The sequence below is a fragment of the Pedobacter sp. AC402 genome, assembly GCF_979252805.1.
Genome location: NZ_CEEDAI010000009.1, coordinates 320,435 through 346,299 on the forward strand (window position 1 = coordinate 320,435; position 25,865 = coordinate 346,299).

27 protein-coding genes, 1 tRNA gene and 3 pseudogenes are annotated in these 25,865 nt (G+C 36.7%); 8 read left to right on the plus strand and 23 right to left on the minus strand.

The window, feature by feature from the left end; genetic code table 11:
* Positions 1–2: 2 nt before the first annotated feature.
* The 6 genes from AC0IWE_RS11935 to AC0IWE_RS11960 form a co-directional block, all read right to left on the minus strand.
* Positions 3–497, minus strand: coding sequence for an Fpg/Nei family DNA glycosylase (locus AC0IWE_RS11935; RefSeq protein ID WP_471793245.1), 495 nt, complete (start codon positions 495–497; stop codon positions 3–5).
* Entirely contained in the window at positions 425–778 is a 354-nt protein-coding gene (locus AC0IWE_RS11940; protein ID WP_471793246.1) for a DNA-formamidopyrimidine glycosylase family protein, read from the minus strand. Before AC0IWE_RS11940 ends, AC0IWE_RS11935 begins: the two co-directional genes overlap by 73 nt.
* Before the next feature lie 17 nt (positions 779–795).
* Positions 796–1,053 carry a DUF3606 domain-containing protein gene (locus AC0IWE_RS11945; RefSeq protein ID WP_471793247.1) on the minus strand — a complete coding sequence of 86 codons (258 nt, stop codon included), beginning with the start codon at positions 1,051–1,053 and terminating at the stop codon, positions 796–798.
* Position 1,054: 1 nt separating this feature from the next.
* Complete coding sequence (locus tag AC0IWE_RS11950) at positions 1,055–1,246, minus strand: hypothetical protein (RefSeq protein WP_055904879.1); 192 nt, start codon at positions 1,244–1,246, stop codon at positions 1,055–1,057.
* A gap of 20 nt (positions 1,247–1,266) precedes the next feature.
* The gene (locus AC0IWE_RS11955) at positions 1,267–1,461 is read right to left on the minus strand and encodes a DUF2188 domain-containing protein (protein ID WP_055904882.1); all 195 of its coding nucleotides are present in this window, start codon (positions 1,459–1,461) and stop codon (positions 1,267–1,269) included.
* 132 nt (positions 1,462–1,593) lie between these two features.
* Positions 1,594–1,911, minus strand: coding sequence for a hypothetical protein (locus AC0IWE_RS11960; protein WP_471793248.1), 318 nt, complete (start codon positions 1,909–1,911; stop codon positions 1,594–1,596).
* Positions 1,912–2,181: 270 nt separating this feature from the next.
* Here AC0IWE_RS11960 and AC0IWE_RS11965 point away from each other — a divergent pair, with 270 nt between their 5' ends.
* The 3 genes from AC0IWE_RS11965 (at position 2,182) to AC0IWE_RS11975 (ending at position 4,294) form a co-directional block, all read left to right on the plus strand.
* Positions 2,182–2,772 carry a PAS domain-containing protein gene (locus AC0IWE_RS11965; RefSeq protein ID WP_471793249.1) on the plus strand — a complete coding sequence of 197 codons (591 nt, stop codon included), beginning with the start codon at positions 2,182–2,184 and terminating at the stop codon, positions 2,770–2,772.
* Complete coding sequence (locus AC0IWE_RS11970) at positions 2,747–3,721, plus strand: sensor histidine kinase (RefSeq protein ID WP_471793250.1); 975 nt, start codon at positions 2,747–2,749, stop codon at positions 3,719–3,721. The genes AC0IWE_RS11965 and AC0IWE_RS11970 overlap by 26 nt, the downstream gene beginning before the upstream one ends.
* Positions 3,722–3,826: 105 nt before the next feature.
* Entirely contained in the window at positions 3,827–4,294 is a 468-nt protein-coding gene (locus AC0IWE_RS11975) for a DinB family protein (protein ID WP_471793251.1), read from the plus strand.
* Positions 4,295–4,470: 176 nt separating this feature from the next.
* Here the strand turns inward: AC0IWE_RS11975 and AC0IWE_RS11980 are convergent.
* From AC0IWE_RS11980 to AC0IWE_RS12060, 17 genes and pseudogenes are all read right to left on the minus strand, one after another.
* Positions 4,471–4,550, minus strand: a tRNA-Leu gene (locus AC0IWE_RS11980).
* An 88-nt stretch (positions 4,551–4,638) separates the two neighbouring features.
* Positions 4,639–4,932, minus strand: a complete 294-nt coding sequence (locus AC0IWE_RS11985; protein WP_471793252.1) for a DUF3817 domain-containing protein — start codon at positions 4,930–4,932, stop codon at positions 4,639–4,641.
* 144 nt (positions 4,933–5,076) lie between these two features.
* Positions 5,077–5,658: a Fe-S protein assembly co-chaperone HscB gene (gene hscB / locus AC0IWE_RS11990; RefSeq protein WP_471793253.1), complete on the minus strand. Its 582-nt coding sequence runs from the start codon at positions 5,656–5,658 to the stop codon at positions 5,077–5,079.
* Positions 5,659–5,741: 83 nt separating this feature from the next.
* Positions 5,742–7,130, minus strand: coding sequence for a site-2 protease family protein (locus AC0IWE_RS11995; protein ID WP_471793254.1), 1,389 nt, complete (start codon positions 7,128–7,130; stop codon positions 5,742–5,744).
* 29 nt (positions 7,131–7,159) lie between these two features.
* Positions 7,160–8,320, minus strand: coding sequence for a 1-deoxy-D-xylulose-5-phosphate reductoisomerase (locus AC0IWE_RS12000; protein WP_471793255.1), 1,161 nt, complete (start codon positions 8,318–8,320; stop codon positions 7,160–7,162).
* A 227-nt stretch (positions 8,321–8,547) separates the two neighbouring features.
* A pseudogene (locus AC0IWE_RS12005) lies at positions 8,548–10,094 on the minus strand (GH3 auxin-responsive promoter family protein).
* Positions 10,025–10,927 carry a hypothetical protein gene (locus tag AC0IWE_RS12010; protein WP_471793256.1) on the minus strand — a complete coding sequence of 301 codons (903 nt, stop codon included), beginning with the start codon at positions 10,925–10,927 and terminating at the stop codon, positions 10,025–10,027. Before AC0IWE_RS12010 ends, AC0IWE_RS12005 begins: the two are co-directional and overlap by 70 nt.
* Positions 10,924–11,893: pseudogene (locus tag AC0IWE_RS12015) on the minus strand (glycosyltransferase family 2 protein). Before AC0IWE_RS12015 ends, AC0IWE_RS12010 begins: the two are co-directional and overlap by 4 nt.
* Positions 11,894–11,961: 68 nt before the next feature.
* On the minus strand, positions 11,962–12,912 hold the full coding sequence (locus AC0IWE_RS12020; RefSeq protein ID WP_055914485.1) for a glycosyltransferase family 2 protein: 951 nt from the start codon (positions 12,910–12,912) through the stop codon (positions 11,962–11,964).
* Positions 12,913–13,027: 115 nt separating this feature from the next.
* A complete protein-coding gene (locus AC0IWE_RS12025; protein ID WP_055914488.1) occupies positions 13,028–13,561 on the minus strand; it encodes a DUF4199 domain-containing protein in 534 nt (177 codons plus the stop codon).
* Positions 13,562–13,573: 12 nt separating this feature from the next.
* Positions 13,574–14,242: a hypothetical protein gene (locus AC0IWE_RS12030; protein ID WP_471793257.1), complete on the minus strand. Its 669-nt coding sequence runs from the start codon at positions 14,240–14,242 to the stop codon at positions 13,574–13,576.
* A 101-nt stretch (positions 14,243–14,343) separates the two neighbouring features.
* Positions 14,344–15,601: pseudogene (locus AC0IWE_RS12035) on the minus strand (dihydroorotase).
* Positions 15,598–17,649, minus strand: a complete 2,052-nt coding sequence (locus tag AC0IWE_RS12040) for a BatA domain-containing protein (RefSeq protein ID WP_471793258.1) — start codon at positions 17,647–17,649, stop codon at positions 15,598–15,600. The pseudogene AC0IWE_RS12035 and the gene AC0IWE_RS12040 overlap by 4 nt, the downstream one beginning before the upstream one ends.
* A gap of 91 nt (positions 17,650–17,740) precedes the next feature.
* Positions 17,741–18,013, minus strand: a complete 273-nt coding sequence (locus AC0IWE_RS12045) for a Txe/YoeB family addiction module toxin (protein WP_471793259.1) — start codon at positions 18,011–18,013, stop codon at positions 17,741–17,743.
* On the minus strand, positions 18,013–18,267 hold the full coding sequence (locus AC0IWE_RS12050) for a hypothetical protein (protein WP_471793260.1): 255 nt from the start codon (positions 18,265–18,267) through the stop codon (positions 18,013–18,015). Before AC0IWE_RS12050 ends, AC0IWE_RS12045 begins: the two co-directional genes overlap by 1 nt.
* An 87-nt stretch (positions 18,268–18,354) precedes the next feature.
* On the minus strand, positions 18,355–18,759 hold the full coding sequence (locus AC0IWE_RS12055) for a hypothetical protein (protein ID WP_055914500.1): 405 nt from the start codon (positions 18,757–18,759) through the stop codon (positions 18,355–18,357).
* Positions 18,760–18,778: 19 nt separating this feature from the next.
* Complete coding sequence (locus AC0IWE_RS12060) at positions 18,779–20,341, minus strand: L,D-transpeptidase family protein (RefSeq protein WP_471793261.1); 1,563 nt, start codon at positions 20,339–20,341, stop codon at positions 18,779–18,781.
* A 275-nt stretch (positions 20,342–20,616) separates the two neighbouring features.
* On the opposite strand from AC0IWE_RS12060, the gene hisG reads away from it, so the two are divergent.
* The 5 genes from hisG to hisH all read left to right on the plus strand — a co-directional run bounded on the left by hisG (position 20,617) and on the right by hisH (position 25,864).
* Positions 20,617–21,468, plus strand: a complete 852-nt coding sequence (gene hisG, locus AC0IWE_RS12065) for an ATP phosphoribosyltransferase (protein WP_055914504.1) — start codon at positions 20,617–20,619, stop codon at positions 21,466–21,468.
* 49 nt (positions 21,469–21,517) lie between these two features.
* On the plus strand, positions 21,518–22,798 hold the full coding sequence (gene hisD, locus AC0IWE_RS12070; RefSeq protein ID WP_471793262.1) for a histidinol dehydrogenase: 1,281 nt from the start codon (positions 21,518–21,520) through the stop codon (positions 22,796–22,798).
* 96 nt (positions 22,799–22,894) lie between these two features.
* On the plus strand, positions 22,895–23,935 hold the full coding sequence (gene hisC, locus AC0IWE_RS12075) for a histidinol-phosphate transaminase (RefSeq protein ID WP_471793263.1): 1,041 nt from the start codon (positions 22,895–22,897) through the stop codon (positions 23,933–23,935).
* Position 23,936: 1 nt separating this feature from the next.
* Positions 23,937–25,070: a bifunctional histidinol-phosphatase/imidazoleglycerol-phosphate dehydratase HisB gene (gene hisB / locus AC0IWE_RS12080; protein ID WP_471793264.1), complete on the plus strand. Its 1,134-nt coding sequence runs from the start codon at positions 23,937–23,939 to the stop codon at positions 25,068–25,070.
* A 200-nt stretch (positions 25,071–25,270) separates the two neighbouring features.
* Positions 25,271–25,864, plus strand: a complete 594-nt coding sequence (hisH, locus tag AC0IWE_RS12085; protein WP_471793265.1) for an imidazole glycerol phosphate synthase subunit HisH — start codon at positions 25,271–25,273, stop codon at positions 25,862–25,864.
* The last annotated feature ends 1 nt before the right edge of the window (position 25,865 follow it).

The window sequence follows — 25,865 nt, forward strand, 5'->3', positions numbered from 1 at the left end:
CATTATTTAAAAATTTCCTGACCTTTTACAAAATAACTCATCCTTCCACCTATTTTCTCTGAAAAAATTTCTTCTCCTTTTTCTGTTTCCTTTAGCTTGGCACTGTGCACCTGCATAAAATCACGCAATTCGCCTCTAAGTTCATCCCCATTTTCTTCAGCAATCTGTTTAATGGCTTTTTTGAGCACTAAACCAATACTTTGAAATAATTTTTTACCCTGTTTTTCCGGGATCATTTTAGCGATGGATAAAGGAGAAATGCCGGCATGATAAAGGATTTCATCTCCATAAGAATTACCGATTCCACGGATAACATGCTGATCCATAAGTAATGTTTTAATTAGGGTTTTCTTTTTGGCGAGCAAATTCAAAAAATAATCCTGCTCCATATCCAATGCATCCGGAACGGTTACCTGTTCAGGATTTAACGTTGGTGTAGCCTGCTTTTGGAGATCAACGAGTGAAAATGCATCTCCTCCTTCAAAATGGAAACCCAAAACCTGGAACCTTGGCGGCTCGCATCCTGATCAATCAACTCCAACGCTCCACGTAACATCAGGTGCAACCCCAAAACTTGCGACCCGGAGAAAAACAGCTGAAGCGTTTTCCCCGAGCGTTCTGCCTTAAGCAACTCCCTGCCTTCAAGGCTTTTTTTAAGTTCTTTTGGTGTTACATTAAGTTTTTTGGCAACGCTTACTTCAAGCGTTTCAAGCACCTTACCTTTAAATCTTTTAGTTAGGGTTTGGGCAAATACAGTTAAATCTGGTAACTCAGCCATAATTATACCGATAAAAATCATTTAATTTCAGCTATAGAGTTTCCGCGAAGTAAAACCGATGCTTTCAGCTCATCTTTACTAATTTGAAACTGCTCCGACCAATATTCGAGTGATTTTGGGTCGCTCACATCGACCGTTCCAACATCAGTTCCAAAAGTTTCAGGCTCAAGTGTATCTCCATCAGATTCTATCTCATGCAGAAAGTTTTCCTCTGGCTGATCTGCATTAATTTTATATTCGGCACTACCCAGCGGATTATTTTCATTTATCCTCATATTAATATTTCCTAACTGTATCCTGTGGATCTACCCTGGGCTGGGCAGCTGCCGAATCTGCAGGACTTTTCTTTGCAGTATCTTCATAATCTTTCTGATATGGGCCTTTTGCTCTTTCAGAAGGGCTTGTACAAGCTGTTAATACTGATGCTACAAAAGCAGCAGCGATAAAAATTGTGTGTACCGTTCTCATATTTTTTCTATTTTACGTAATCAATTTTTGTTATTTTTTTTTATCTGCTGTTCCCTTTTAAAATGCTCACGGGCACGTTTCAATCCCGTTGCAATTGCAATACCCTCCTCAAGGCCTTCAGCTAAAAGTGCATTGGCAATTTCTACAGCCTTTTCCCTTAATGGTTCAGGCTGGTTTTTGTATGAGGGCGGATAATCTCCGTTAAACCATGGCATATAGCATTACTTAATTGGTAACTATAAAACAAGGTCTGGAAGAACAATGTTTTAGAAACGTTAAAAGCGACGATAGAATCAAAAGTGAAATAAAATCTTAACACTGAAACAGCGGTAGCAAATCAGGTTACATCATTCCCTCCCATTAAAATTTAATACATTGCTCGCGTAAATTGCAACCTCATCATCCTTACCTGCGGTAGCCAATCGATTATAAAGCTGGTTTTCCCAATCCAATACGGCATCAAAAGGAGAAGTTCCTTTTCCCAAAATACCCTTTTCTCTGTCTGGCCCTAAAAGACAGCTATAATAACTTCCATCCAAAAACACGCAAGGCTTAAGCTTTTGGGCAGCAGGGGTAATTGGCCAGTCTTCGAAATCTAAAATAATTTCTTTTTTAGGGCTAATATTCATCTGTTCCATAGGCACTGTAGCTTTCTTTAATAACATTTATACAATAAAGCTGGTTTTGAAAAACCTGCAGCAACTTAATTTCAAGGATTAAAAGGCGAACAATTTTATTATTAATACTACACAGATTAACACCAATTAGCACAATTATGGAGGCCAAGATCCTAAATCTCTGAAAATAAGCTATCTATTCCCGATTAAAACTTTTATTCGTCGAACTGGTTTGGTCTTTACTACCAGTAGGTAATTTATGTTTAATTGCAGGGATATTAATTGGCAACCTTAAGCTATCATTTTATAGATTTGTACATGAATCCGCAAAGTAGCAACTCACATCAGGATGGCTCGAAGGCAAGCCCTAATGCCCACAATCAGGATAATGCGCTTATTTCAGATCAGCCTTCATCTACCTTATTGCTCAATGAAATTCCTCAACAGGTTTGGACAGCAAATACTGCCGGAGAGATCAATTATGTAAATGATACTGCTTGTAGGGATTTTGGTCAAACCAGGGAAACGATTTTGGCCTATGGCTGGACCGCATTTGTACATAAAGATGATTTGGCGGCAAGTATTGACCGATGGAAAGCATCATTAGAAAGTGGCCAGGAATATACCGCTGAGCTCCGTTTGCTTTTTTCGGATGGTAATTATTACTGGCACCTTGCAATTGCCAGGTTGGTTAGCCAAGGAAACAAATCAGCTATCTGGATAGGAACCAATACAAATATCCATATCATAAAAACCAGTGAAGCCAGAAAAGATGAGTTTATTTCTATAGCCAGCCACGAACTTAAAACACCACTCACTACCAGTAAAGGCTTTCATCAACTGCTTTTAAGAATGGTTGAGGAGGGAAAAATCAAAACCTATCTTGAAGCGTTCGGCCGGGCAACTTAACCGCCTGGAAAAGCTGATTGCCGATTTATTGGATGTAAGCAAAATCAATGCTGGAAAAATGATTTTCGATTCAAAAATTTTTGATTTTTCTGCAATGCTAATGAATGTTGTTGCAGAAATGCAGCAAATCTATCCATCGCATAAATTATTACTCACAGCGGAAGATAATATCAGCTTTACAGGAGATCAGTTTAGGCTGGAGCAGGTTGTTCATAATTTTATTTCAAATGCTGTAAAATACTCTCCTGATGCCAACAAGGTTGAAATCAGCGTTAAAGTTATTGATGAAAATATTATTGTTTCGGTAAAAGATTATGGTATTGGAATAAAATCGAACCACCTACAGCAGTTATTTGAGCGCTACTACAGGGCCGATAATTCTTCGACACGTTTTGATGGCCTTGGCCTTGGACTTTACATTTCAGCTGACATTATAAAACGGCATGGTGGAGGTTTTTGGATAGAGAGTTCGTTTGGAGAAGGATCGGTATTTTCTTTCAAATTACCGTTAATTAAAAGCATTTCGATAGCGCCTGATATACGCACCAAAAGCTATTACAAAGATAAACACCTGATTATAAACTGCCCGATAGGAAGCGATATTATGTTTGTTGAATGGACGGGATACCAGGATATTATTACTGTTAAACGTGGTGGGAGCCTGATGATAGATTATTTAAAGGAAAACAAGCGGAGTAAGGTTTTTAATGACAACCGTTTGGTTCCAGGAACCTGGTCTGAAGCATCAGATTGGGCGGCCACTACGTGGTTGCCTTTAATGGAACTGGCAGGACTTAAATATTTTGCATGGATATTGTCTGAAAGCGCATTCAGCCAGTTATCTGCAAAAAAGAGTGTGGAAAATGATGAAAAACATGCTGAAATTTTATTTTTTACACAAGCAGAAGAAGGTTTGAAATGGCTGGACGAAAAACCATCTAACAGATAATAATATCTTCGCAAGATTGAGATCAATTTTGAACTTTAAGAGTTAGAAGATTATTTTAGAGATGATTGCGATTTCTTCCCTTGTTAAATACTTATACCAATTTAAATGATTAACGAAGATTTTGCATGTAAAATTTTAAGAGCGAGTAGAATTAGGCTACGCCAATTAATAGATAAAACTAATCATGAAATATTATTTAAAATTCCAGAGGGATTTAATAACAATATAATATGGCAAATAGGTCATTGTATTACATCACAACAGAGACACATGTATATGCGTAGCGGATTACCAATGCATGTTCCTAAAGAATTTATGGAATCTTTCAAGATTGGATCATCTCCCAATTCCTGGAAAATTAACCCCGATGTTAATCAGGTTAAACAACTTCTTATTGAAACAGTTGACCTTCTTGAATCAGATCTTAAATCCAGAAAATTTGTCAATTACCAGCCTTTTGAGTTACCTATAGGATTTCAAGTAAAAAATCATCTTCAAGCACTGACAAGCGGCCATCTATCACGAAGCGGAGCACAGTGGCGTAATTTTTACATATTTGAAGCTATTAGCTAAGGGTTAATTATATCAACGAACACGGAAATTGTTAACTTGATCCAAAGTTTCAAGATTAGTTTTCGCTAAGAAATAATCCATAAACAGAATTTTATACATCATAATATTCTGTTCCAAGAGATAAAAAGTGAATAAAAAACAAAAATCCCCCTCTAAGTGATTTAGAGAGGGATTAGTACCCGGAGCCGGAGTCGAACCGGCACGGTTTCCCACAGGTGTTTGAGACCAGCGCGTCTACCAATTCCGCCATCCGGGCATTCTTGTTGGACGGGGTTGCAAATGTAGATAACGAAACCCTAATTCACAAAATTATTTTTAATTAATTTTAACTCACTGAAGCACAATTATTTTGGTCGCTCATCTTTCAATTTGCGGTCTACCACGAAGGGCATAAACGGCAAAAGTGATGCTAAAAAGATCAAAACAGCTTTACCAAACTTCCATTTTTGCTCTTGCCAGGCTAAAATTAAAGTAGCTGCATACAACACAAATAATAATCCGTGTGCCCAACCGGTATACTTTACATATAAAGGTAAATTTGCAAAATATTTTAAAGGCATGGCTACAAATAACAAGAGCAAATAGGATATACCTTCTGCTACGGCTACTTTACGAAAAATAGAAAGGGAGCTATTCATTGATCTGATTGTTTTTCCGAAAGTAAAATAAAGCCACTGGTTAACAAAAACTAAAAAATGATTTTACAATTGAGTGTTTTAAAGAAGTTGAAGGTAGAAGGTTTACGACTTGATCTTAAGACCTTTGCTACCTGACTTTACAGCCTAACTTCCTAATCCATTTTCCATCCAAAATCTTCCATCCACTCCTATTTCACCAGTCGCTCTCCTAATCCTATCAATGTATTTTTGGCGGTAAAAATTATCTTTTATTGAAGGTAACAATGCATCAGATGCTTCAGGGTTGCTATCGAACTGATTGATAAGATCATTTAATTCCTTTGCCAAATCTTCTTCTATTGATGCAACATCTCTTTTTACCTGCTCAAGCTTTTCTGCATCCGGCTCAAATTCCAAATCCATTAAAACTTCATTTACATCCATCATTTCCATCAAAAAAGATTGGGGAAGTTGGTAAGCCTCATCAGTTTCTACAATTCCCTTTAGTTCTAGCACGTATTTTAAGCACTTTTTAGCATTGCTTAGTGTTTGGTAGGCCTTGTTGTTCAAAGTTGACAGATCGAGTACTTCCTGCTGCTTCTCTTCACTTTCATTGGCATAAAAATCGGGATGAAACTGTTTGCTTAAAGCATAAAATTTTGATTTTACAGCATTTTGGTCTGGTTTGAACTGTATGGGAAGATCGTAAAATTCGAAATAATTAGGTTGTTGTACTGCTTCGCTCATGATACTTATAAAATTAAAAAGCCGCAGATGTTCAGATTGAAGATTCCAATCTGTGCATCTGCGGCAATTATATCAATTTGATTTTACTTACCGAAAGATTTTAAAATATCATTACCAAAAGCAAACACCATTAAACAAATCAGGATTACAAAACCAACGATTTGGGCCTTTTCCAACACTTTTTCGCTTACAGGCTTCCGTTGTACCATTTCAATTAGAAGAAACACCACATGGCCCCCATCAAGCCCAGGTATAGGCAATAAATTCATAAATGCCAATGCCATAGAAATTAATCCCGTTAGCGTCCAAAATTTAACCCAATCAAAAGTACTTCCATATACTTTGGCAATTCCAATCGGACTGCTAATGTTACGGGCACTTAATTTCCCTGTAATCATTTTACCAATACCTTTTGCATTATCTAAAAAAGTACTCCATGCCATATTTGCACCAACAGGGAGCGATTCGATAAAACCGAAATCCACGTGTGCAGTTTCGGGCATTTTTAAATTTGGGCCAATTCCAATTGTGCCATCTTTGCTTACTTTAAGATCGAATGTAATTGCTTTGCCTTTGCGCAAGGCATTAATGGTAATTGGTTTTAATTTATTTGTAGAAACTTCTTCTTTAAACTGGTCGAAAAAGGTAATCTGTTTGCCGTTAACCGATAAAATACTATCGCCGGGTTTAATGCCCGCAGCATAGGCCGGGTAAACTGGCTTTTCAAATTTCCGTCCAAATAGTTTATCAAAGAACGAAGGTTTATCAGCTTTCTCATCCGGTGCACTCACTTTATCTACACTTTCCATCCGATAACGCGGAGAAATAAAATTCTCCTTATCGTTTTTAGAAATCTTATTTAAAATGGTATCCGGAACGGAAATATAAAGTGTTTGGTTACCTCTTAAAATGGTTAACTGCGCGCCATCAAATAAAACTTTACTTGATATCGCATCCTCAAAACGGATCAGTTTATTGCCATTAATGGCTAGAATTTTATCTCCGTTTTTTAAACCAATTTCTTTACCGATTGCACCAACAGAAATACCATCATTTAATTTACTATTAACCGTATAATTTTGTCCGATATTAAAAGTCAGCATCCAAAAGATAAAAATACCAACTATTACGTTTACGATAATACCACCAAGCATCACAATTAAGCGTTGCCAGGCCGGTTTTGAGCGGAATTCCCATGGTTGCGCAGGTTGAGCCATTTGCTCTGTATCCATACTTTCATCAATCATTCCGGCAATTTTCACATAACCGCCAAGTGGTAACCATCCCACACCATATTCAACATCACCTTTTTTGAAACTGAAAAGTTTGAAACCCCATGCATCAAAAAACAAATAAAACTTTTCTACTTTAATACCAAATGCCCTGGCTGCCAAGAAATGCCCTAATTCGTGTAATATTACCAATAAAGACAATCCGAGCAGCAGCTGCCCCGCCATAATCAATCCATTCATATTTTCTTATAAAATTTTTATGTTAGATGTTAAACTATATTTTTTGTTACTAATTCGCCGGCTAAGATACGGCTATGTTTGTCAGTTTCTAAATAATCGATCAATTGCGGTTTTTCCACGAAACTGATTTCAGCCATACACTGTTCAATAACTTCACTCATCTGCAGAAAACCGATCTTATCATTCAAAAATGCCGCTACAACAATTTCATTCGCCGCGTTTAAAATACAAGGCATGTTCCCCCCTTTTCGTAAAGAAGTAAATGCAAGTTCTAAATTCCTAAAGGTTTCCATGTCGGCTTTTTGAAAGCTAAAATTTGGGTAATCTAAGAAGTTAAAACGCTTAAAATCGTTTTTTAGCCTATCGGGATAATTTAAAGCGTATTGAATGGGCAGTTTCATATCCGGAACACCCAGTTGTGCTTTCATCGAACCATCGGTAAACTGCACAATAGAATGGATAATGGATTGTGGGTGAACAATTACATCAATCTGATTTACATCAAGATCAAACAGCCATTTCGCCTCAATTACCTCTAAACCTTTGTTCATTAAAGAAGCAGAATCGATCGTGATTTTTGCTCCCATTACCCAGTTGGGATGTTTTAACGCCTGCTCTTTTTTTACAGTTGATAAAAAATCTTTGCTTTTACCTAAAAATGGACCACCCGAAGCGGTAAGATAGATTTTTTCGATTTCATTCTGCGTTTCGCCAACCAAACACTGAAATATTGCCGAGTGTTCAGAATCTACAGGTAAAATTTTAACCTGATGCTCAATGGCCAGTTTCGTTATCAATTCTCCGGCTACCACCAAAGTTTCTTTGTTGGCAAGCGCAATATCCTTCCCTGCTTTTATAGCGGTAATGGTTGGCTCTAGCCCTACTGATCCCATTAAGGCAGTTAATACCACATCGCTTTCCTGGTAGGCAGCAACTTCGGATAAAGCAGCTTCGCCAGCCAAAACTTTGGTATTTAGCGCAGATAAGGCATTTTTTACTTCAATATATTTGCTTTCATCACAGATTACCACAACATCGGGTTTAAATTCCAATGCCTGTTCTATCAGTAATTCCGAATTTTTTAGCGCAGATAATACCGTTACTTTAAAAACTGTAGGGTGGTCTCTAACAACTTCAAGTGCTTGCGTACCTATGCTGCCTGTAGAACCAAGTATTGTTATTCTTTTCAAATTCTTTTAATATCATGGTGCTTAAGTTTAATTAAGCATTTTATCTAATTTTTTTGTTGTCCGCTTGCCCCTATCCTTCTCGCTGTACTTCGTCATTGCGAAGCTGAACTTGAGCGAACTGATGCAATCTGTTTTGCTTAATAAGATGGCCAACCCTCATTGCCATGGTTCGTGTTTCCACAAATCATTTTTTTCGTTTCGTGAAGATACGAATCGAGTAAGATTAACTAAACAATATACTTCTCCAACCCGTCTGCCAGTTTCCGATCATTACTTAAACGCGGCACTTTATTTTGTCCGCCTAGTTTCCCCTCACTTTTCATGTAATTTACAAAAGCATCTTTTTGCAAAGTACGTATAATCAATGGCTGTAGGATGTTTCCTTCAATCAGGTCAAAGTAATAAATATTTTTCTTTTGCAAAGCCTCATCAACTTTTTTGCTAAACGCAACCATATCTTTTGGTGCAGACGAAAACTCTACAAACCACTCATGATAAGGCAGTTGCCCAGACGCTGGATTAACCTGAGGCGCAACTGTAAATTCTGTAATTTCTACCTGCTCTTGGTTTGCAACACTCAAAATTGCCTGCTCAACCTCCTCGCCAATTACATGTTCGCCAAAGGCTGAAATAAAGTGTTTTATCCGGCCAGTTACTACAATTTTATAAGGATTTTTCGATACAAACTTCACTGTATCGCCAATGCTGTAGCCCCATAAACCTGCATTGGTATTTAAAATCAATGCATAATTGATAGCTAATTCTACTTCTCCAAGTGATAATCTTGTCGGGTTATCATTATAATATTCATCGGCAGGCACAAACTCATAAAAAATACCTGCATCAGCCAACAAGAGTAAGCCTTTATCTCTCTGCGAATCCTGATAAGCAATAAATCCTTCAGAAGCTGGATAAGTTTCTATCGCATTTATCTTTTTGCCGATACTTTGCTCAATTTTAGCACGGTAAGGCTCAAAATTTACCCCACCATATATAAAAAGACTAAAATTCTTAAATATTTCGCCTATTTTCTTTCCACCGGATTTTTCTGAAAGTTTGTCAAAATACATTTGTACCAGGTGGAATCCCGAAATCAAGGTCATATTTTCATTGAGGGTTTCCTCCACAATGGCATCAACTTTTTGTTCCCAATCTTCAATAATATTGGTTTCGTAAGAAGGTAATCGGTTTTTTTGCAGGTATGCGGGCACATGGTGGGCTACAATTCCTGATAAACGGCCTACATTAATTCCATTTTTTACAGTTAAAACCGGGCTTCCTTGTAAGAAAATCATTTTTCCGTTTACAAAATCGGCATTGCCAGTTTCATGAATATAAGTTAGGATGGCATTACGGGCAGCTTTGATGTGCTCGGGCATCGATTCTTTCGAAAGCGGGATATATTTTACACCTGATGTGGTGCCTGATGTTTTTGCAAAATAAAGTGGTTTCCCCTTTCCATAGTACATCCGGTTCTCCTGCCACCACACGATCTACGTAAGGCTTTAGTCCTTCATAATCCTGAACAGGAACATATTTTTTAAAATCATCATAGGTTTTAATATCGGAAAAATGATGGTCTTTCCCAAACGCTGTATGTCTGGCCTCCTCAATAAGCTTTTTCAGGATCTTATTTTGAGCATATAACGGCATTATGCTTCCATTTGTTAATCTGCCAAACTGCAAATGCCGCAAAGGGCTTACTTAATGATGCTTTAAGCCCCCACCCCGCTGAAGGGGACTTTTCCTTTCTATGGTTCTGTTCTTTTTCCATAAATTTCTAATCTGATTTTCACCCCCTTCAGGGTTTAGGGGGTTAAACGATATTATGCAAAATATCCGGATGCCTACATCGCCTTTATACTCACCCGAAATTTTACGGTATGCAACCGTTAATGCTACACTGGAAAGCGGAACAATTATAAATGAACTTAAAATATTTACAATGAAAGCAACAAGCGGCCATTGCAGGTAGTTTAGCAATAAATAAATTAAATATCCCCCACCTAAAACAACCAATAACAATAAAATTTTAGTGAAATTTCCTTTAGTAGTAGCTAAACTCAATTTAATCGAATCAAATGGTGTTGCACCTTTATCGATGATAAAAAACGGGAAAAATGAAATTCTTAACCAGGTAATAAAAATAGCTATGATACCAACCGAAATGGCTACATTTTTCACAATAGCAACATTAATTCCTGTATAAATGAATGGAAAAGCTACAAGTATAACCACCAGGTAAACACCAAGGATGCAACCTACAAAATAAAGAGTGGCTACTAAAAATCTAATAATTTGCTGCCTCGTTGGCAGTGTATCAACAATTTTTACATCGTTTTCTTCATCATCCATTAAATGAAAAATATATTTAAACAGCGAAAGGTTGATGGTAAAATAAAGCAATACAAAAATAATTACCATAATAACGCTCAGCGCTTTGCTTACGTCCTTTATAAAAAAGGCCATTAAACTTGATGCACTTGCCGTAATAAACATTAAAAAACATAGCGTAGCAATCGAGAAATAGTGTTTCTTGGTAATGCTCCATGCCTTTTGCATTACATCATTAACGGCGAACGTACTTTCTTTTAGATAATTGATCATTGTTGTTTAAATACCACTCGTTTAAATAAATCCTGAATAAATCCTAAACCATAAGCGGTTAATTGGATAAATGAAGATATAATGCTCAAAAATGCAACTTTTAAAGATTTATTTACAGACCATGAATGAAAAAATATCAACATAAAGTAAATCAATAAGAAGAAGTTACAAACATATGCCAGCGGTGGATAAATAAAATTACACAAAATAGTGAAACCAAAGCCTAAAGTAAATAATGCTGGAAAAAAGTGTACAAGCTTTAATTCTTTTGGAAAATGTTTATAAATATTAATTCTTGCCCTTCCAAAAAAGTGTAATTGCTTATAAAACTGGCTAAAACTTGTTCTGCGTTTATGATAAACCTTTGCCTCTGGAATCAGGCCGATTTTAAAGCCGTTTTCATGAATCCGGATGCTGTACTCAATATCCTCACCCAATCGGGTTAATATAAAACCACCTACCTTTTCCCAAGCATGGCGGGATACACCCATGTTAAAACTACGGGGGTGAAACTGCCCTACATGCTGTTTATTTCCACGGATACCACCAGTGGTGAAAGGTGATGTCATGGCGTAACTGATTGCTTTTTGCACAGGCAGTAAAACTATCATGCGCAGCATCAGGGCCACCATAAGCATCTAAATGATGCTCGTATAAATAATTTTTAACCGTTTCGAGGTAATTTGAAGGGATTAAACAATCCGAATCGAAAATTACAAAGTAATCACCTGTAGCCCGTTCAAAACCAAAATTACGTGCGAAACCTTGTCCGGCGTTTTCCTTAAAAAAATATTTAATATCCAGTTTATCAGCATAAGAGGCTACTATTGCCTTCGCATCGTTTTTGGAACCATCTTCAATAACCAGCACTTCAAACTGCAAATAAGTTTGTTTAGTTAAGGTATTTAATAACTCGTCTATTTCCTGTGGACGATTATAAAGGGGAATAAGGATGGAGAAAAACATGTCTTTAAGCTGAAAGCTAAAAGACTAAAGACCAAAGCGCTTTATGCTTTAAGCTTTAGTCTTTCAGCTTATTTAATTTCTTTTTCTATTAAATACTGGTTTCTTTCTGGTGCGTTGCGTGATAATAGCTCGGCGATAAAACCAGCTAAAAACATCTGCGATCCTACAACAATGGCAACCAGTGACAAATAAAACAAAGGCTGATCGGTTACATCACGATAAGGTAAGCCTTTCCAGATTAAAATCTGTTTTTCTATAAGTACGTAAAGCGACATTACAATTCCTAAAAAGAAACTCAATACGCCCAAAGAGCCAAAAAAGTGCATTGGCCGCTTACCGAATTTACCAACAAAAAATATGGAAAGTAAATCTAAAAAGCCATTGATAAACCTACTGAAACCAAATTTTGTTGTGCCATATTTACGGGCTCGGTGTTCTACCACCTGCTCTGATATTTTACTAAATCCTGCCCATTTGGCTATTACCGGAATATAACGGTGCATTTCGCCATATACTTCTATGGTTTTGATAACATCGCTTCGGTAAGCCTTTAATCCACAATTAAAATCATTCAGCTCAATGCCACTCATTTTGCGGGTAGCTGCATTAAATAATTTTGTAGGGATTGTTTTTGTAATCGGATCGTAACGTTTCTTTTTCCAACCGGATATAATGTCGAGTTTTTCTTCTCTAATCCTTCGGTATAATTCAGGAATTTCATCCGGACTATCCTGTAAATCAGCATCCATGGTAATTACCACATCGCCCTGTGTAGCTTCAAAACCTACATTTAGTGCTGCAGATTTACCGTAATTACGCCTAAATTTAATGCCTTTTATGGCAGGATTTTGAAGCCTTAATTCTTCAATTACCTCCCAAGATCTATCGGTACTGCCATCATCAACCAAAATAACCTCGTAACTAAAGTTATTGTCTGTCATCACTTTATCAATCCAAGCCGTTAATTCTGGCAAAGATTCATCTTCATTAAATAAGGGTACTACAACTGATATATCCATTTTTTAAGCATAAACCCCGCAAATTTTAAAAACATGCGAGGTTTGTTTAAATTAAAACGTGCAAATTTCATCAAATTAAATGATAAAACCTGCACGTTCAAAATTTATAAGGAAATTAAACTCTATCTTTTTTTATTACTGCGGCAGTGATTAAGCTAATTACCAAACCAATCAGCGTATAGGTTATAGCAGATCCGAATGCAATCATATAGATCATATACTTGCTCATCATATTTACCCCTTTAAGTGTCTGTTCGTTATCCCCTGCGGCTTTGATTTGAATATCCAAAATATTTTGTAATGCACCTTTATCTATAACGCCATAATAGAGCATCATTAATAAACCAATAAAAAGGCCTGAATACGCAGCTACTTTAAAACCGGCAGAAAATGCTCTACCGTAAGTTATAAAACCACCCAATTCATTTTTATGCTTGTTCTGAGCGTAGTAAATTGCCAAAATAAAAGTACCATACGACAGGATAACTGAAATTACTTTTTGCCAAATTGGTGTACCTTCTACCTGCGCACTTACACCAAGCAGGTTCATGATGAATATTAATGCTAAAGTGTAAAAGGCAAAAGCAATTGCTACTTGAAATGCCAATGCATTGGGTTTCTTTTCTTCCTGAAGTATCTGTTGTTCCATGATTAATTTAATTTAGTTATTAATTGTTGTAATTAATATATAAGTAGCAGAATCGAATGATTTGTTACGGCTAAACTGAATTATTTCTTTAGTTGTTTCTGCACTACCTTCTACATCAAGGAAAAAAGCCATAAAAGGAACAAATAATTCTTGCATTTCTTCGCTGATATTTAGCGTAGCTGCCGTTTTGCAAATTTCTTCTACACTGCTTTCGGCCAATTGCTGATTGCTGATCAGTTCTTCGTAAATCTCAAATTCATCCTGAAACTCATCATCCTCCACCAACAAAAATTCTTTTAAGAAATCGCCCAATTCGGGATCTAAATCTTCATCCTTGCATTCTTTAATATACAACAGAAGGTTTAAGAGTTCTGTTCCCCTATCAATGGTATCTTCTTCTATATTTGCCCATTCATCACTTTCCAGGTAATCTTCTTCCAGTTTCTGTACATCGCTGCTAAAGAAGTTTACCATTAATAAATCGAAAAATACTTCACGTAGTTCTTCAAATTTAGGATGCGCATCAAAAACCGCATCGAAAGCAGCCGCTTTATCTAAAAAATTAACATCTAGCTCGAAAGCAGCCAATAATTCTGTCTCAAAACCTTCTACGTTGGTTGCCGAAACCTCAGCATATTTATTAATGGTTGCGCTCAGCGCTTTTTTTACTCTGTTATCCATGATTAAGATTTTTTGGATTTAAGGATTTTTAATGTCAATAGTGGATCATGCAATATTTAGTTCAGCAACTATCCATGATAATGACAGCCAAATATTTTCAACTAACTTTCCGAATACTGATTGTTATTATAAACCAACTTCACTTTTCCTGTAAGTTCAGTATCCAATAACGGACTGTTTGCCGACTTTGAATAATTACTTGCAGCATTATACAACCATTTTTCTGTCGTATTGAAAACGGTAAAGTTAGCTTCAGCTCCTTCTTCTATTACCGGAACAGCTAAATTTAACAATTTACGTGGATTTATAGCCAATTTCTCCGCAATTAAAGTAATATCCAAACCTGCTTTTATTAACAATGGTAGTACAGTTTGCAAAGCTATAATGCCATAATGAGCAATTTCGAACTCCACATTTTTAAATTCAATTTCCTCTGGTCGGTGCTGCGAAGTTATCGCATCAATGGTTCCGTCTTTTAAACCGGCAATTAGTGCCTTTAAATCTGCTTTTCCCCGTAGTGGTGGCTTAACTTTGTAATTGCTATCAAAATCACTTAAAAGTTCTTCTGTAAATACCAGGTGATGCGCCGTTACATCGCAGGTAACCTGCACCCCATCTTTTTTTGCCTTGCGGATCAATGCTACTGCACCTGCGGTAGAAATATTGCTGATGTGAATTTTAGTATCGTTATAAGCTGCCAGGAAAATATCCCGTACAATATGCATTTCCTCAGCAAGTGCGGGTAAACCCTTCATGCCCAAAAGCACTGAGTTTTTACTTTCATTTATTTGCGATTTCCCCGCAATGGATTTATTTTCGGGGTAAACCATTAAAAGTGCATCGAAACCTTTGGCATATTGCAAAGCACGGCTCATAAAACCATCATCCTGTATGGCCCTATCACCATCAGAAAAAGCTACAGCACCAGCCTGCTGCATATCAAAAAGTTCGGCAAGTTCTTTTGCTTCACGGTTCTGGCTTATTGCCCCTACCGGAAAAACATCAACCAAGTTGTTTTTTTGCCCTGTTAATTACATATTCTACCTGAGATTTTGACTGTACAACCGGGCTTGTTTGTGGTAATAAAGCCAATCCGGTAAAACCACCAGCCTTTGCTGTAGCGGTTAAGGTTTTAATATCTTCCTTGGTTTCGAACCCCGGATCGCCGGCTACGCAATTTAGATCGAAAAAACCTGGAGTTAAAAAGGCACCTTGAGCATCAAAAACCGTTTCGTTTTTATCGGCAGTTAATTTACCTATGTTTTTAATTTTACCATTATCTACCCGAACATCGCATTGTTGAGTGTTAAATTTACTTTGCGGATCGGCAATGGTTACATTTTTAACCAGGAGATTCATATTGTTTTTTTTGTGTTGTTAAAAAATCGGATGAGCAAAATTTCTGCTGCAATAAAAATCAGCGACAAAATTAGACAAAGTTTCCATAAAGTTCGGCCGATTTTATTGGCACCGGCAATTAATTTAATGGCATCTTTATCGGTATCGAATATTTTCAAATTACTTTTACCTGCCAACAGATCAAGTTCTGCCTTACTCAAATAATGCATATCAGATTCGGCTCTGCCACTGTTAAAACTATAAACAGCAACTAATGAGTCAGCAAGTTTCAGGTTATAAAAACCCGCATTTTTTATTTGATCGGCGATGTAAATCAGTGTTTTCCCATCTGACTGACGGATTTCGGGAATGGCTTCGAAATGGTCTGCGGTAATTTTTAAACTTTGGTTTTTACCCAACGTAATCTTTTTACTGGCCAGGGCATTATCATTGCCCAGATTGTAATATAAAGGTGTTTCATTTCCTCCACTTAAGGCTAAGCGGTAAATTAAAGGCACAAAAACCGGATGACGGGCCAGATTTCCTTCATTGGCATTTAAGCCAGAAGCTGATAAATAAACCTGTCCGTTACCAACTGTATATTTTGAGAAAAAAGGTTTCCTGCCGGGCAATAACATAATGTCTTCTTTATTGGAGGTATTTTTCTCAACAAAAGAATAATAACGGTTAACAGTTGGCAGATCTAAATTCTTTGGAATTTCTTCAAAAACAGTTTTGAAGATCGGATTTTGCAAATCGATCTGATCAACCTTTGTTGCTGTAGTATTTAGTGTTTGAATGGCAGGAAGTGATAAAGCAGTTAAAAATGAATTGTAATCCTGAATATCAGCATCTAAATCAGGAAACAGAACCACAGACCCACCGGCATTAAGAAAAGTTTTTAACTGTTGTGCCAATCCCGTTGATGGATTTTTTAGCCCATTTAAAACAATTAATCCATAGTTGGCAAAATTGCTATAATTAACATTGCTTTCAGCATTTTCGGTTAATTTGTAATAACGATCGGCGGCAAAAAGTGCTTTAATGTAATTGCCTGCACCAGGCCCGTTAATACTTAATACAGGAAAACTTTCGTCTACCTTAAAACTAAATGATAAGGTATCATCGAAAGTTACCGGAAAATCTTTAATGCTAATGATGCCTTTTTGCCATCCTGCATTTAATCCGGAAAAGTTCAAGGTATCTTTAACTGTTTTACCAGCGGGAATACTTACAGCACCTAAACCTTTTTGTTGGTTGTTGATGCTTAATTTTAAGGGGATGTTTTTTGCTTCTTCTTCTGAATAATTTTTTAACTGTACAACCAATCGCTCATTTGCACCAGGTTGATGATTTGGCGAAAGCACCCAAACACTATCAACTGCAACATTGGGTAATGTATTGGCATTCAGTTTTAAAAATGAATATTGAATATCAGTTTTGGTTTCTAGCTTTTTAGTCGTTGAAATATTTTTCTGAAAATCAGAAATTAAAAAACTGTATTTGTTATTTGCTCCGGTCAGAATATTTCCTTGCCGGTTCAGAATTTGCTGCAGGTTTCTATTCGCTGCAGAGATTTTTACATCATCAAGGGCTTTTAAAAATTCTTCCTCATTTAAAAGTCGTTGGTGTTTCCCTTCGAAATTATTGGTTAGCAGTTGAAAACGATCATTGATACCAAAACCCTTTATGAGTTCTTTGGCTCTTCTTTTCGCTTCATCAAGCAAGTTACCATCTTTATTGATGGCTTCCATACTGTAAGAATTATCGATATATATGCTCACGAAATTATTAGCGGCAGCTGTTTTTTGATTTTGCTCTGGTATATAGGGTTGGGCAAATGCCAGCACCAAAAACACAATAGCCAAAATCCTCGAAAGCAGTATTAACAGGTTTTTAAGTTTTTCTTTGGAAGAGTTTTGCTGTTCTACCTCTTTTAGAAGCTGAACGTTAGAGAAATAAACTTTTTTAAACTTCCTGAAATTGAATAAATGAATGATAACCGGAATGGCAACCGATAATAGTGCGAAAAAGAAGAGCCCGGATAAAGGAAATTCATTAAAAACCAAAGATAGAAAAATTATGGAACTGCGAATAACTTTCGTTATTTATTATTATCAATGTTTTGATGGTGAATATTGTTAACATTTAGAAATTGATCTATTTATCGTTGTAATGACCAGCAGCAGATAAAACCAATACGCTAATTGTTTCATCATTTATTTGATAAATGAGTCTATGTTTTTGGGTTATTCTTCTCGAATACAAGCCTGATAATTTATATTTTTTTAGTTCAGGCTTCCCTGTGCCGCTGGTTGGATGATCAATAAGTTCCAATAATAATTTTTGAGCCTTTTTATAAGCACTTTGATCTGTTTTCTTTAGCCACTTAAGATCCTCTATTACCTGAGGAGTGAACTCTAGGCTATACATTATAAATCTTTAAGAAAATCTACTAAAGCATCTCTTCCTGTAACCTTTGTAACTTTTCCATTTTTTGCCTGCACAAGTGATTTTTCAATTTTTTCGACCATCTCTTTTGAAAAATAAATGTCATCATTGGTTATTGGGGTTATTGAATATGCTTTATTTTTACCTCTTTGAACAATAATCTGTTCTCCATTATCGGCCATATCCATATACTCAGCCTGTTTCTCCCTAAATTCTCTACTGCTTACCACTAACATAAATTTAATTTAAGTGTACCATATTGGTACAAATATAATTATTTATACTGTTATAGTGATAAGGTTAATTGTAAATCATTAACCCAATCAATAACTAAACCCCGGAAATTCAATATTTACAATTTTCCAGCTGCCGTTATATAGTGCAAAGTAAAGTTTGAAAGGCCCGCTTATAATTTTTGATTGTTTTTGGATAACAGCTCTATAACCAGCTACGCCTTCAACAAAGCCCATACCTTTGCCTTCGTTCATCAATTCAAAATTAACATCGATAATATCATATCTACCGCCAACATATTCATCAGAACGACCGAACACACCTTTTAAACGTCCAATAATTACATCCTTGCCGATAATTTTATTACCCGGGAGGATAAAAAAATCATTCAGTTCGTTGGTGATGGCCTTCGATTGTTTAAACCAAGAATTTATAAATCTAATGGCACTATTTACGATATCAGCCTGATTATTGAATGCAGGGGTTTCTTCCATTTTGCAAAATAAAGCTTTCTTAGCGATACTTTTTCATCGCAGCCCAAAGTTTTTCATCCATACCATAAACATCAGGTCTGTATTCAATCTTATCATTTTGCGCCCAGGCCGTAATATAAGTGATAATTAATGGCACAACTTTTTTCGGTCCGAACCATGCTGGTTTAAGTTGAAAAGCTTTGGTGGTATCTGCCTTTTGCGCCATCCGTTTTTTATACCATTTTACATGTGTACTATCGATCGGTGGCAAATCTACCTCTGCCCTAAGCTTATCATAAGTGTAAGAATCCTTTACCAAAAGTTCGGCAAATTCAAGCGGTTTTTCTATTCGCACACAACCATGACTGATGGCCCGGTTAGTAAGGTTAAATCCATTTTTATTATTGGTGTCGTGAAGGTAAATACTAGAGCTGTTATCGAAGATAAATTTGAACTTCCCTAAGGCATTTCCACCACCCGAACCTTGCTTAAATTTGAAGGGTAATTTATCACGCGAGTACTTGCTCCAATTGATTGTATCCGGCTCTCCAATCAGTTTGTCTTTATAGTAAACTTTGATGTTACTATTAGATAAATAAAAAGGATCTTTTCGGGCCATCCAATAGATCTCACTTTGTGCAATACTTACCGGAATATTCCAGATTGGATTGGCCTGAATAGAATTGATTTTACTGAACAACAATGGCGTTTCGTGGTTCTTAGGTTTATCATCCAAATTACCCGATTTTGCAAAGGCTTTTAACTTCTCTTCATATCCATTTTCGCGCTTGCCACCTACACATACTTTCATCGAAATTACGGTATCTTTTTTATCCAGCCAGGTTAATCTAAAATCAGGAATATTTACCTGCACATAGTTATCTCCCGTCTCCGGCATTTTCCAGCGAAATCTTTCCATATTTAAAAGTAAAATACGCTTTTCATCTTCGCTATTTGCCGCTAAATATGCTGATTGTAACGCTTTATATTGCGCTGATTTTGGTTGAACAGATCTTAAACTATCAACAAGGCTTTTACTGTTTAAAAAATTAATCATTCCCATGCTATCCGGACGCTTAACCTTGATGTAATAACGCGAAAAAATTGCACGCGGATTAACCACTCCGTATTTGAGGTAATTGGTATAATTTAAATAGGCATTTGCCGATAACAGCTCCAGTTTGGCAATTAAAGGATAACTTTCATCAACTTTTTTAAATTTATTTGCAGTTAATTCATCCAGTAAACCTTTAATTTCTTCACCTTTAAAAATTTTAGGGTTGAAACCGTGTACCTGGCTTTGATTTAAATAGTTTACGAGCGAATCTAATTCACCATTGATGTAGAATTGAGTTACCAGCCTTGGCTGTGTATAATTATTGGCATAAAAAGCCTTAATCGTTTTAGGATTAACAAATTTAGCCGAAAGACTGTCCATTGTCTTTACAAAAATGCTATCATAAGCTACAGTATCGAAATCTTTGTAAATTTTATTTTTAAAATGTTCAGATAACACTTTACCGATCTCGGGCGGGCTTTTAAACCATCCACAGGCAGAAATAAACAAAATAAACGGTAAAATTAGAAAGCGAAACTTTTTCAAAATGTTAATTTTATGATACAAAATAAGTGTTGTTGGCAATAAAAACACGATAATGGCAAATTAAGTGCCATTATTTTTTGTTTTCCCATTTCAAACGCTATATTTGCCATCGCATATCAGCTAAAGTATTGATACTGGCAGAAATAATTTATGAATTTAACTTTGAACCATCACTTACATTTACACCATCGCCGATAGGCGATATGATATGTTTGTTTTGTACTTCAAAACTTTTTTCCGTAAAATAATTTCTTGTTCACTCTATATTCAATACTTTGAAAACACTTAAAATCGCTATCCAAAAATCGGGTAGGTTAAACGAAAAATCTGTAGAAATACTTAAAAACTGTGGTTTATCTTTCGAAAACTACAAAAGTTCACTCATCTCAACCGTTACCAATTTTCCTTTAGAAATTCTTTTCCTCCGCGACGATGATATTCCAGAATATGTACAAGATGGTATTGCCGACTTAGGTATAGTGGGAGAAAATGTTATTGTAGAAACCAAAGCCGAAGTAGATTATCTTCAAAAGTTAGGCTTCGGAAAGTGTACTTTAAAAATTGCAGTTCAGGCCACAAGTAATATCCAAAATCTTGAAGAGTTAAACGGCAAAGCCATCGCTACTTCTTATCCTGTTATCCTCGAAAAATTCTTAAACGAAAAAGGCATACAATCTGACATCAGAACCATTTCAGGATCGGTGGAAATTGGTCCGGGCTTGGGCTTAAGTGATGCCATTTTCGACATCGTTTCTACAGGCGGAACATTAAAGAGCAATGGCCTAAAACCTTTTGCCGATGTAATGCAATCTGAAGCGGTTTTAATCGGAAACAAATCAATCGCCGACAATCCTGAAGTTGCAGAATTGCTTCAACGCATCCGCTCAGTACTCAGTGCAAAATCTAACAAATACGTGGTACTAAATGTATCAAAAGATAACCTTCAAAAAGTAGTGGATTTATTGCCAGGTGTTAAAAGCCCAACAGTTGTTCCGCTGTTCGAACCAAACTGGGTAGCCGTGCATTCTGTAATTGCCGAAGAAGATTTCTGGGATAAAATAAACAGTTTAAAAGCTGCTGGTGCCGAAGGAATTTTAGTAATGCCAATTGAGAAAATAATTAAGTAAAATCGTTTAAATTCATATTAACTATTAGTTAATTTAAAATTATAAAACATTGAAAATCTACAATTATAAAGATTTATCTGAATCAAAAATTGAAGAACTTTGTTCAAGGCAGATTGAAGACGATAAACTGGTTGAAGAACGGGTAACTGACATCATCAGCACGGTAAAAAAAGATGGTGACCAGGCACTTTTCAACTTTGCAAAAGCATTTGATAAGGTTGATTTGGACAAACTGTTTTTAGATGCAGAAGAATTGGAATCAATCGCATCTACTATCCCTGCCGATGCGAAAAAAGCAATTGATACAGCATATCAAAACATCAAAGCTTTTCACCAATCGCAATTAAAAAACGAAGATAAAATTGAAACAATGCCGGGCGTTGTATGCTGGCGCGAATCGAGGGCAATTGAAAAAGTTGGACTTTACATTCCGGGAGGAACAGCAGTTTTACCGAGCACATTTTTAATGCTTGCCACTCCGGCAATCATTGCCGGCTGTAAACATATTGTGGTATGTTCTCCTCCGCAAAGTAATGGTAAAACCAATTGTTATTTAGCTTACTGCGCTGTGCTATTGGGAATCGATAAAATATACCTGGTTGGAGGTGCACAGGCAGTGGCTGCAATGGCTTTCGGAACGGAAAGCATACCTCAGGTATATAAAATCTTTGGCCCTGGCAACCGTTACGTTACAACGGCAAAAACAATGGTTCAAAATAAGGTAGCTATTGATATGCCTGCAGGTCCTTCGGAAGTATTGGTCATCGCTGATGAAACTGCCAATCCGTCATTTGTTGCTGCAGATCTACTTGCTCAGGCCGAACATGGTGTTGATAGCCAGGCAATTTTGGTATCTACTTCAAATCAAATTATCGTTGATACCTTAAAAGAAATTGAAAATCAGCTCACTATCTTACCACGGCAAGAAATTGCAGCTAAGGCCATAGCAAATTCTTATGCGGTTTTAGCTGAAAACCTGGATGTTGCAATGAAATTTTCAAATGAATATGCTCCAGAGCATCTGATTTTAGCAACTGAGCATTTTGAAAGCCTGATTCCATCAATTGCAAATGCAGGATCTGTGTTTTTAGGCAACCTTACACCAGAAAGTGCTGGCGATTATGCCTCAGGAACAAACCATACTTTACCAACCAGTGGTTTCGCAAAAGCATATTCCGGCGTATCAACAGATGCTTTTTTAAAGAAAATAACTTTTCAGCACCTGTCTCAGGAAGGGCTAAAAAACATCGGCAATACGGTTGAGATTCTTGCTGACGCAGAAGGATTATATGCGCATAAGAATGCAGTAACTATAAGACTTAAAAATTAGATTAGATCACTATCTTCAATATGCATCGTGCTAAATTTAGTTCAGCACCTAACAAGTCCCTGAACTAAATTGAGAGTGACGAATAAAAATATAAAAATGGACATTAACGATTTAGTAAGAGAAAATATAAAAAACCTTCGCCCCTACTCTACTGCGAGGGACGAATTTAAAGGGCAGGCATCTGTTTTTTTAGATGCAAATGAGAACAGTTATGGTTCGCCGCTACCAGCAAATTATAACCGTTATCCTGATCCTTTGCAACTCGATTTAAAAGATGCAATCAGCAAAATAAAAGGCGTACCAATTGAAAATACTTTTTTAGGAAACGGCAGCGATGAAGCGATAGATTTGTTGTTTCGTGCATTCTGTAATCCAGGGAAAGATAACGTAATTGTGCTGCCACCAACTTATGGAATGTACGAAGTTTCGGCCAACATTAACGATGTAGAAATCCGCAAAGTGAGCCTGCTTCCAAACTTCCAGTTGGATATGGAAAAGATTGCAGAAACCATTGATAAAAACACCAAATTAATCTTCATTTGTTCGCCCAATAATCCGACCGGGAATTCGATAAACCGCGAAGATATTGAAACCATTTTAGCCAACTTTAATGGCATCGTTGTAGTGGATGAAGCGTACATAAATTACGCCCGCCAAAAGACGTTTATCCAGGAGTTAACCGAGTACGGAAACCTGGTGGTTTTACAAACTTTTTCTAAGGCTTGGGGGCTCGCCGCTTTACGTTTGGGGATGGCATTTTCATCAACAAAAGTGATCGATGTTTTGAACAAAATTAAGCCACCTTACAACATCAATCAGGCCACGCAGGATTTAGCTTTTGAAGCCTTAAAAAACATCGCTCAGGTGAACGATTGGATTAAAGAATCTGTTGCAGAAAGAGACCGTTTAAGCAAAGCATTAACCACATTAAATATTGTTAACAAAGTATATCCTTCTGATGCTAATTTTATCCTGACAGAAGTTACCGATGTACTGAAAATTTATGATACTTTAGTTGAGCAAGGCATCATTGTACGCGACCGTTCTAAAGTAACTTTATGTGAAGGATGTTTAAGAATTACCGTGGGTACAAAAGAAGAAAACGACAAACTATTAACTGTTCTAGAGAATTTTTAAAATGAAAAAAGTATTATTTATAGATCGCGATGGAACGTTAAATATCGAACCTGATGATGAACAGGTAGATAGTTTTGCAAAGCTTAAATTTTATCCGCGATCATTATATTATTTATCAAAAATTGCAGCCGAGCTGGATTACGAACTCGTAATGGTTACCAATCAGGATGGATTAGGTACTGCTTCAAATCCTGAGGAAAATTTCTGGCCGATCCATAATTTTATGTTGGATACTTTTGCTGGCGAAGGTGTTCATTTTAGCGAAATCGTGATTGACAGAACTTTTGCTAAAGATAATGCGCCTACCCGCAAACCAGGTACTGCTTTATTAACCAAATATTTTAGCGAAGATTACGACTTAAAAAATTCCTTTGTGATCGGCGATCGCTTAAATGATGTGGTTTTAGCAAAGAATTTAGGGGCTAAAGCAATTTTTCTGCGCCAGAATGATGCATTGGGTTCAACTGAAGCACTTGATAAACATGAAACGCTGTTAGATGTAATCATTTTGGAAACCAAGAAATGGGAAGATATCTACAATTTGCTTAAAGCAGGAAGCAGAAAGATTCACCATGAGCGTAAAACCAACGAAACAGATATTACCATTAACCTTGATCTGGACGGGACAGGAAAAGCAAAAATTGAAACTGGTTTAAACTTTTTCGATCATATGCTTGATCAGATTGCCAGACATGGAAGTGTTGATTTGGAGATAATTGCGAAAGGCGATTTGCATATTGACGAACACCACACCATAGAAGATACTGGTATTGCATTGGGTGAAGCCTTTGCTAAAGGATTAGGCAATAAATTAGGCATCGAAAGGTATGGTTTTTGTTTGCCAATGGACGATTGTTTGGCCCAGGTAGCCATCGATTTTGGAGGAAGAAACTGGATTGTTTGGGATGCTGAATTTAAACGCGAAAAGGTTGGAGATATGCCTACAGAGATGTTTTATCATTTTTTCAAATCGTTCAGTGATGCTGCAAAATGCAATTTAAACATAAAAGCAGAAGGCGATAATGAGCATCATAAAATTGAAGCTATATTTAAAGCATTCGCAAAAGCCATTAAAATGGCCATAAAACGCGATGCAGAGAAAATGGTATTACCGAGCACAAAGGGACTATTGTAAGAAAGGTGAAAGGCTGAAAGGTTTAGGGCGGAGGGTTTTGAAGCCCATCCGCTGTTAAATAAACCCGATAGAGCGGAATAGCCCGCATCCCGATTTTTCATCGGGAGCGGACTATAAGCGATAGCGGGACTACAGGCCCTATGAAAAGCTGACTTTCATTTTCAAACCTCATAAATAAAAGGAATCTGAAATACAAAACTATGATTGGAATAGTAAACTACGGAGCAGGAAACATTTTCTCCCTTACCGCTACTTTAGACCGCTTAAATGTGACCTACGGAATGGTAAATACTGAAAGTGACCTCGAAAAATATAGCCATATTATCATTCCAGGCGTTGGCCATGCGGGTGCTGCCATGGAAAAATTAAAGGGAACAGGTTTGGTGGAAGCGATTAAAAAATTAACTAAACCAGTTCTTGGAATTTGTGTGGGCATGCAGCTGATAACCGAACATTCGGAAGAAGGCGATGCAGCACTTTTAAACATTGTTCCGGTTAAAACCAAAAAATTCGATAAGCTACTGAATATCAAAATACCACATATGGGTTGGAATGCAGTAAGCCCAAAAAGCAATTCATTATTTGAAGGTGTTGAAGATAATACACAATTTTACTTTGTGCATTCGTACTTTATTGAATATAACCCTATTTTTGACATCGCATCTGCCGATTATGGATTAAAGTTTTCGGCAGCGGTACAAAAAGATAATTTTTACGGCGTTCAGTTCCACCCCGAAAAATCGGGAAAAGCCGGCGAATTAGTATTAAAAAATTTTTCAAACTTAAGCTTATAAA

Bases quoted from the DNA above. Each gene is read 5' to 3' on its own strand.
- AC0IWE_RS12030 (WP_471793257.1), bottom strand. From the start codon at position 14,242: ATGGATAACAGAGTAAAAAAAGCGCTGAGCGCAACCATTAATAAATAT.
- AC0IWE_RS12020 (WP_055914485.1), bottom strand. From the start codon at position 12,912: ATGGATATATCAGTTGTAGTACCCTTATTTAATGAAGATGAATCTTTG.
- AC0IWE_RS12025 (WP_055914488.1), bottom strand. From the start codon at position 13,561: ATGGAACAACAGATACTTCAGGAAGAAAAGAAACCCAATGCATTGGCA.
- AC0IWE_RS11950 (WP_055904879.1), bottom strand. From the start codon at position 1,246: ATGAGAACGGTACACACAATTTTTATCGCTGCTGCTTTTGTAGCATCA.
- hisC (WP_471793263.1), top strand. From the start codon at position 22,895: ATGGACATTAACGATTTAGTAAGAGAAAATATAAAAAACCTTCGCCCC.
- AC0IWE_RS11975 (WP_471793251.1), top strand. From the start codon at position 3,827: ATGATTAACGAAGATTTTGCATGTAAAATTTTAAGAGCGAGTAGAATT.
- AC0IWE_RS11940 (WP_471793246.1), bottom strand. From the start codon at position 778: ATGGCTGAGTTACCAGATTTAACTGTATTTGCCCAAACCCTAACTAAA.
- hisH (WP_471793265.1), top strand. From the start codon at position 25,271: ATGATTGGAATAGTAAACTACGGAGCAGGAAACATTTTCTCCCTTACC.
- hscB (WP_471793253.1), bottom strand. From the start codon at position 5,658: ATGAGCGAAGCAGTACAACAACCTAATTATTTCGAATTTTACGATCTT.
- AC0IWE_RS12055 (WP_055914500.1), bottom strand. From the start codon at position 18,759: ATGGAAGAAACCCCTGCATTCAATAATCAGGCTGATATCGTAAATAGT.
- AC0IWE_RS11995 (WP_471793254.1), bottom strand. From the start codon at position 7,130: ATGAATGGATTGATTATGGCGGGGCAGCTGCTGCTCGGATTGTCTTTA.
- AC0IWE_RS11945 (WP_471793247.1), bottom strand. From the start codon at position 1,053: ATGAGGATAAATGAAAATAATCCGCTGGGTAGTGCCGAATATAAAATT.
- AC0IWE_RS11960 (WP_471793248.1), bottom strand. From the start codon at position 1,911: ATGTTATTAAAGAAAGCTACAGTGCCTATGGAACAGATGAATATTAGC.
- AC0IWE_RS12045 (WP_471793259.1), bottom strand. From the start codon at position 18,013: ATGTATAGCCTAGAGTTCACTCCTCAGGTAATAGAGGATCTTAAGTGG.
- AC0IWE_RS11965 (WP_471793249.1), top strand. From the start codon at position 2,182: ATGAATCCGCAAAGTAGCAACTCACATCAGGATGGCTCGAAGGCAAGC.
- AC0IWE_RS12010 (WP_471793256.1), bottom strand. From the start codon at position 10,927: ATGATCAATTATCTAAAAGAAAGTACGTTCGCCGTTAATGATGTAATG.
- AC0IWE_RS11985 (WP_471793252.1), bottom strand. From the start codon at position 4,932: ATGAATAGCTCCCTTTCTATTTTTCGTAAAGTAGCCGTAGCAGAAGGT.
- hisB (WP_471793264.1), top strand. From the start codon at position 23,937: ATGAAAAAAGTATTATTTATAGATCGCGATGGAACGTTAAATATCGAA.
- AC0IWE_RS12050 (WP_471793260.1), bottom strand. From the start codon at position 18,267: ATGTTAGTGGTAAGCAGTAGAGAATTTAGGGAGAAACAGGCTGAGTAT.
- AC0IWE_RS11955 (WP_055904882.1), bottom strand. From the start codon at position 1,461: ATGCCATGGTTTAACGGAGATTATCCGCCCTCATACAAAAACCAGCCT.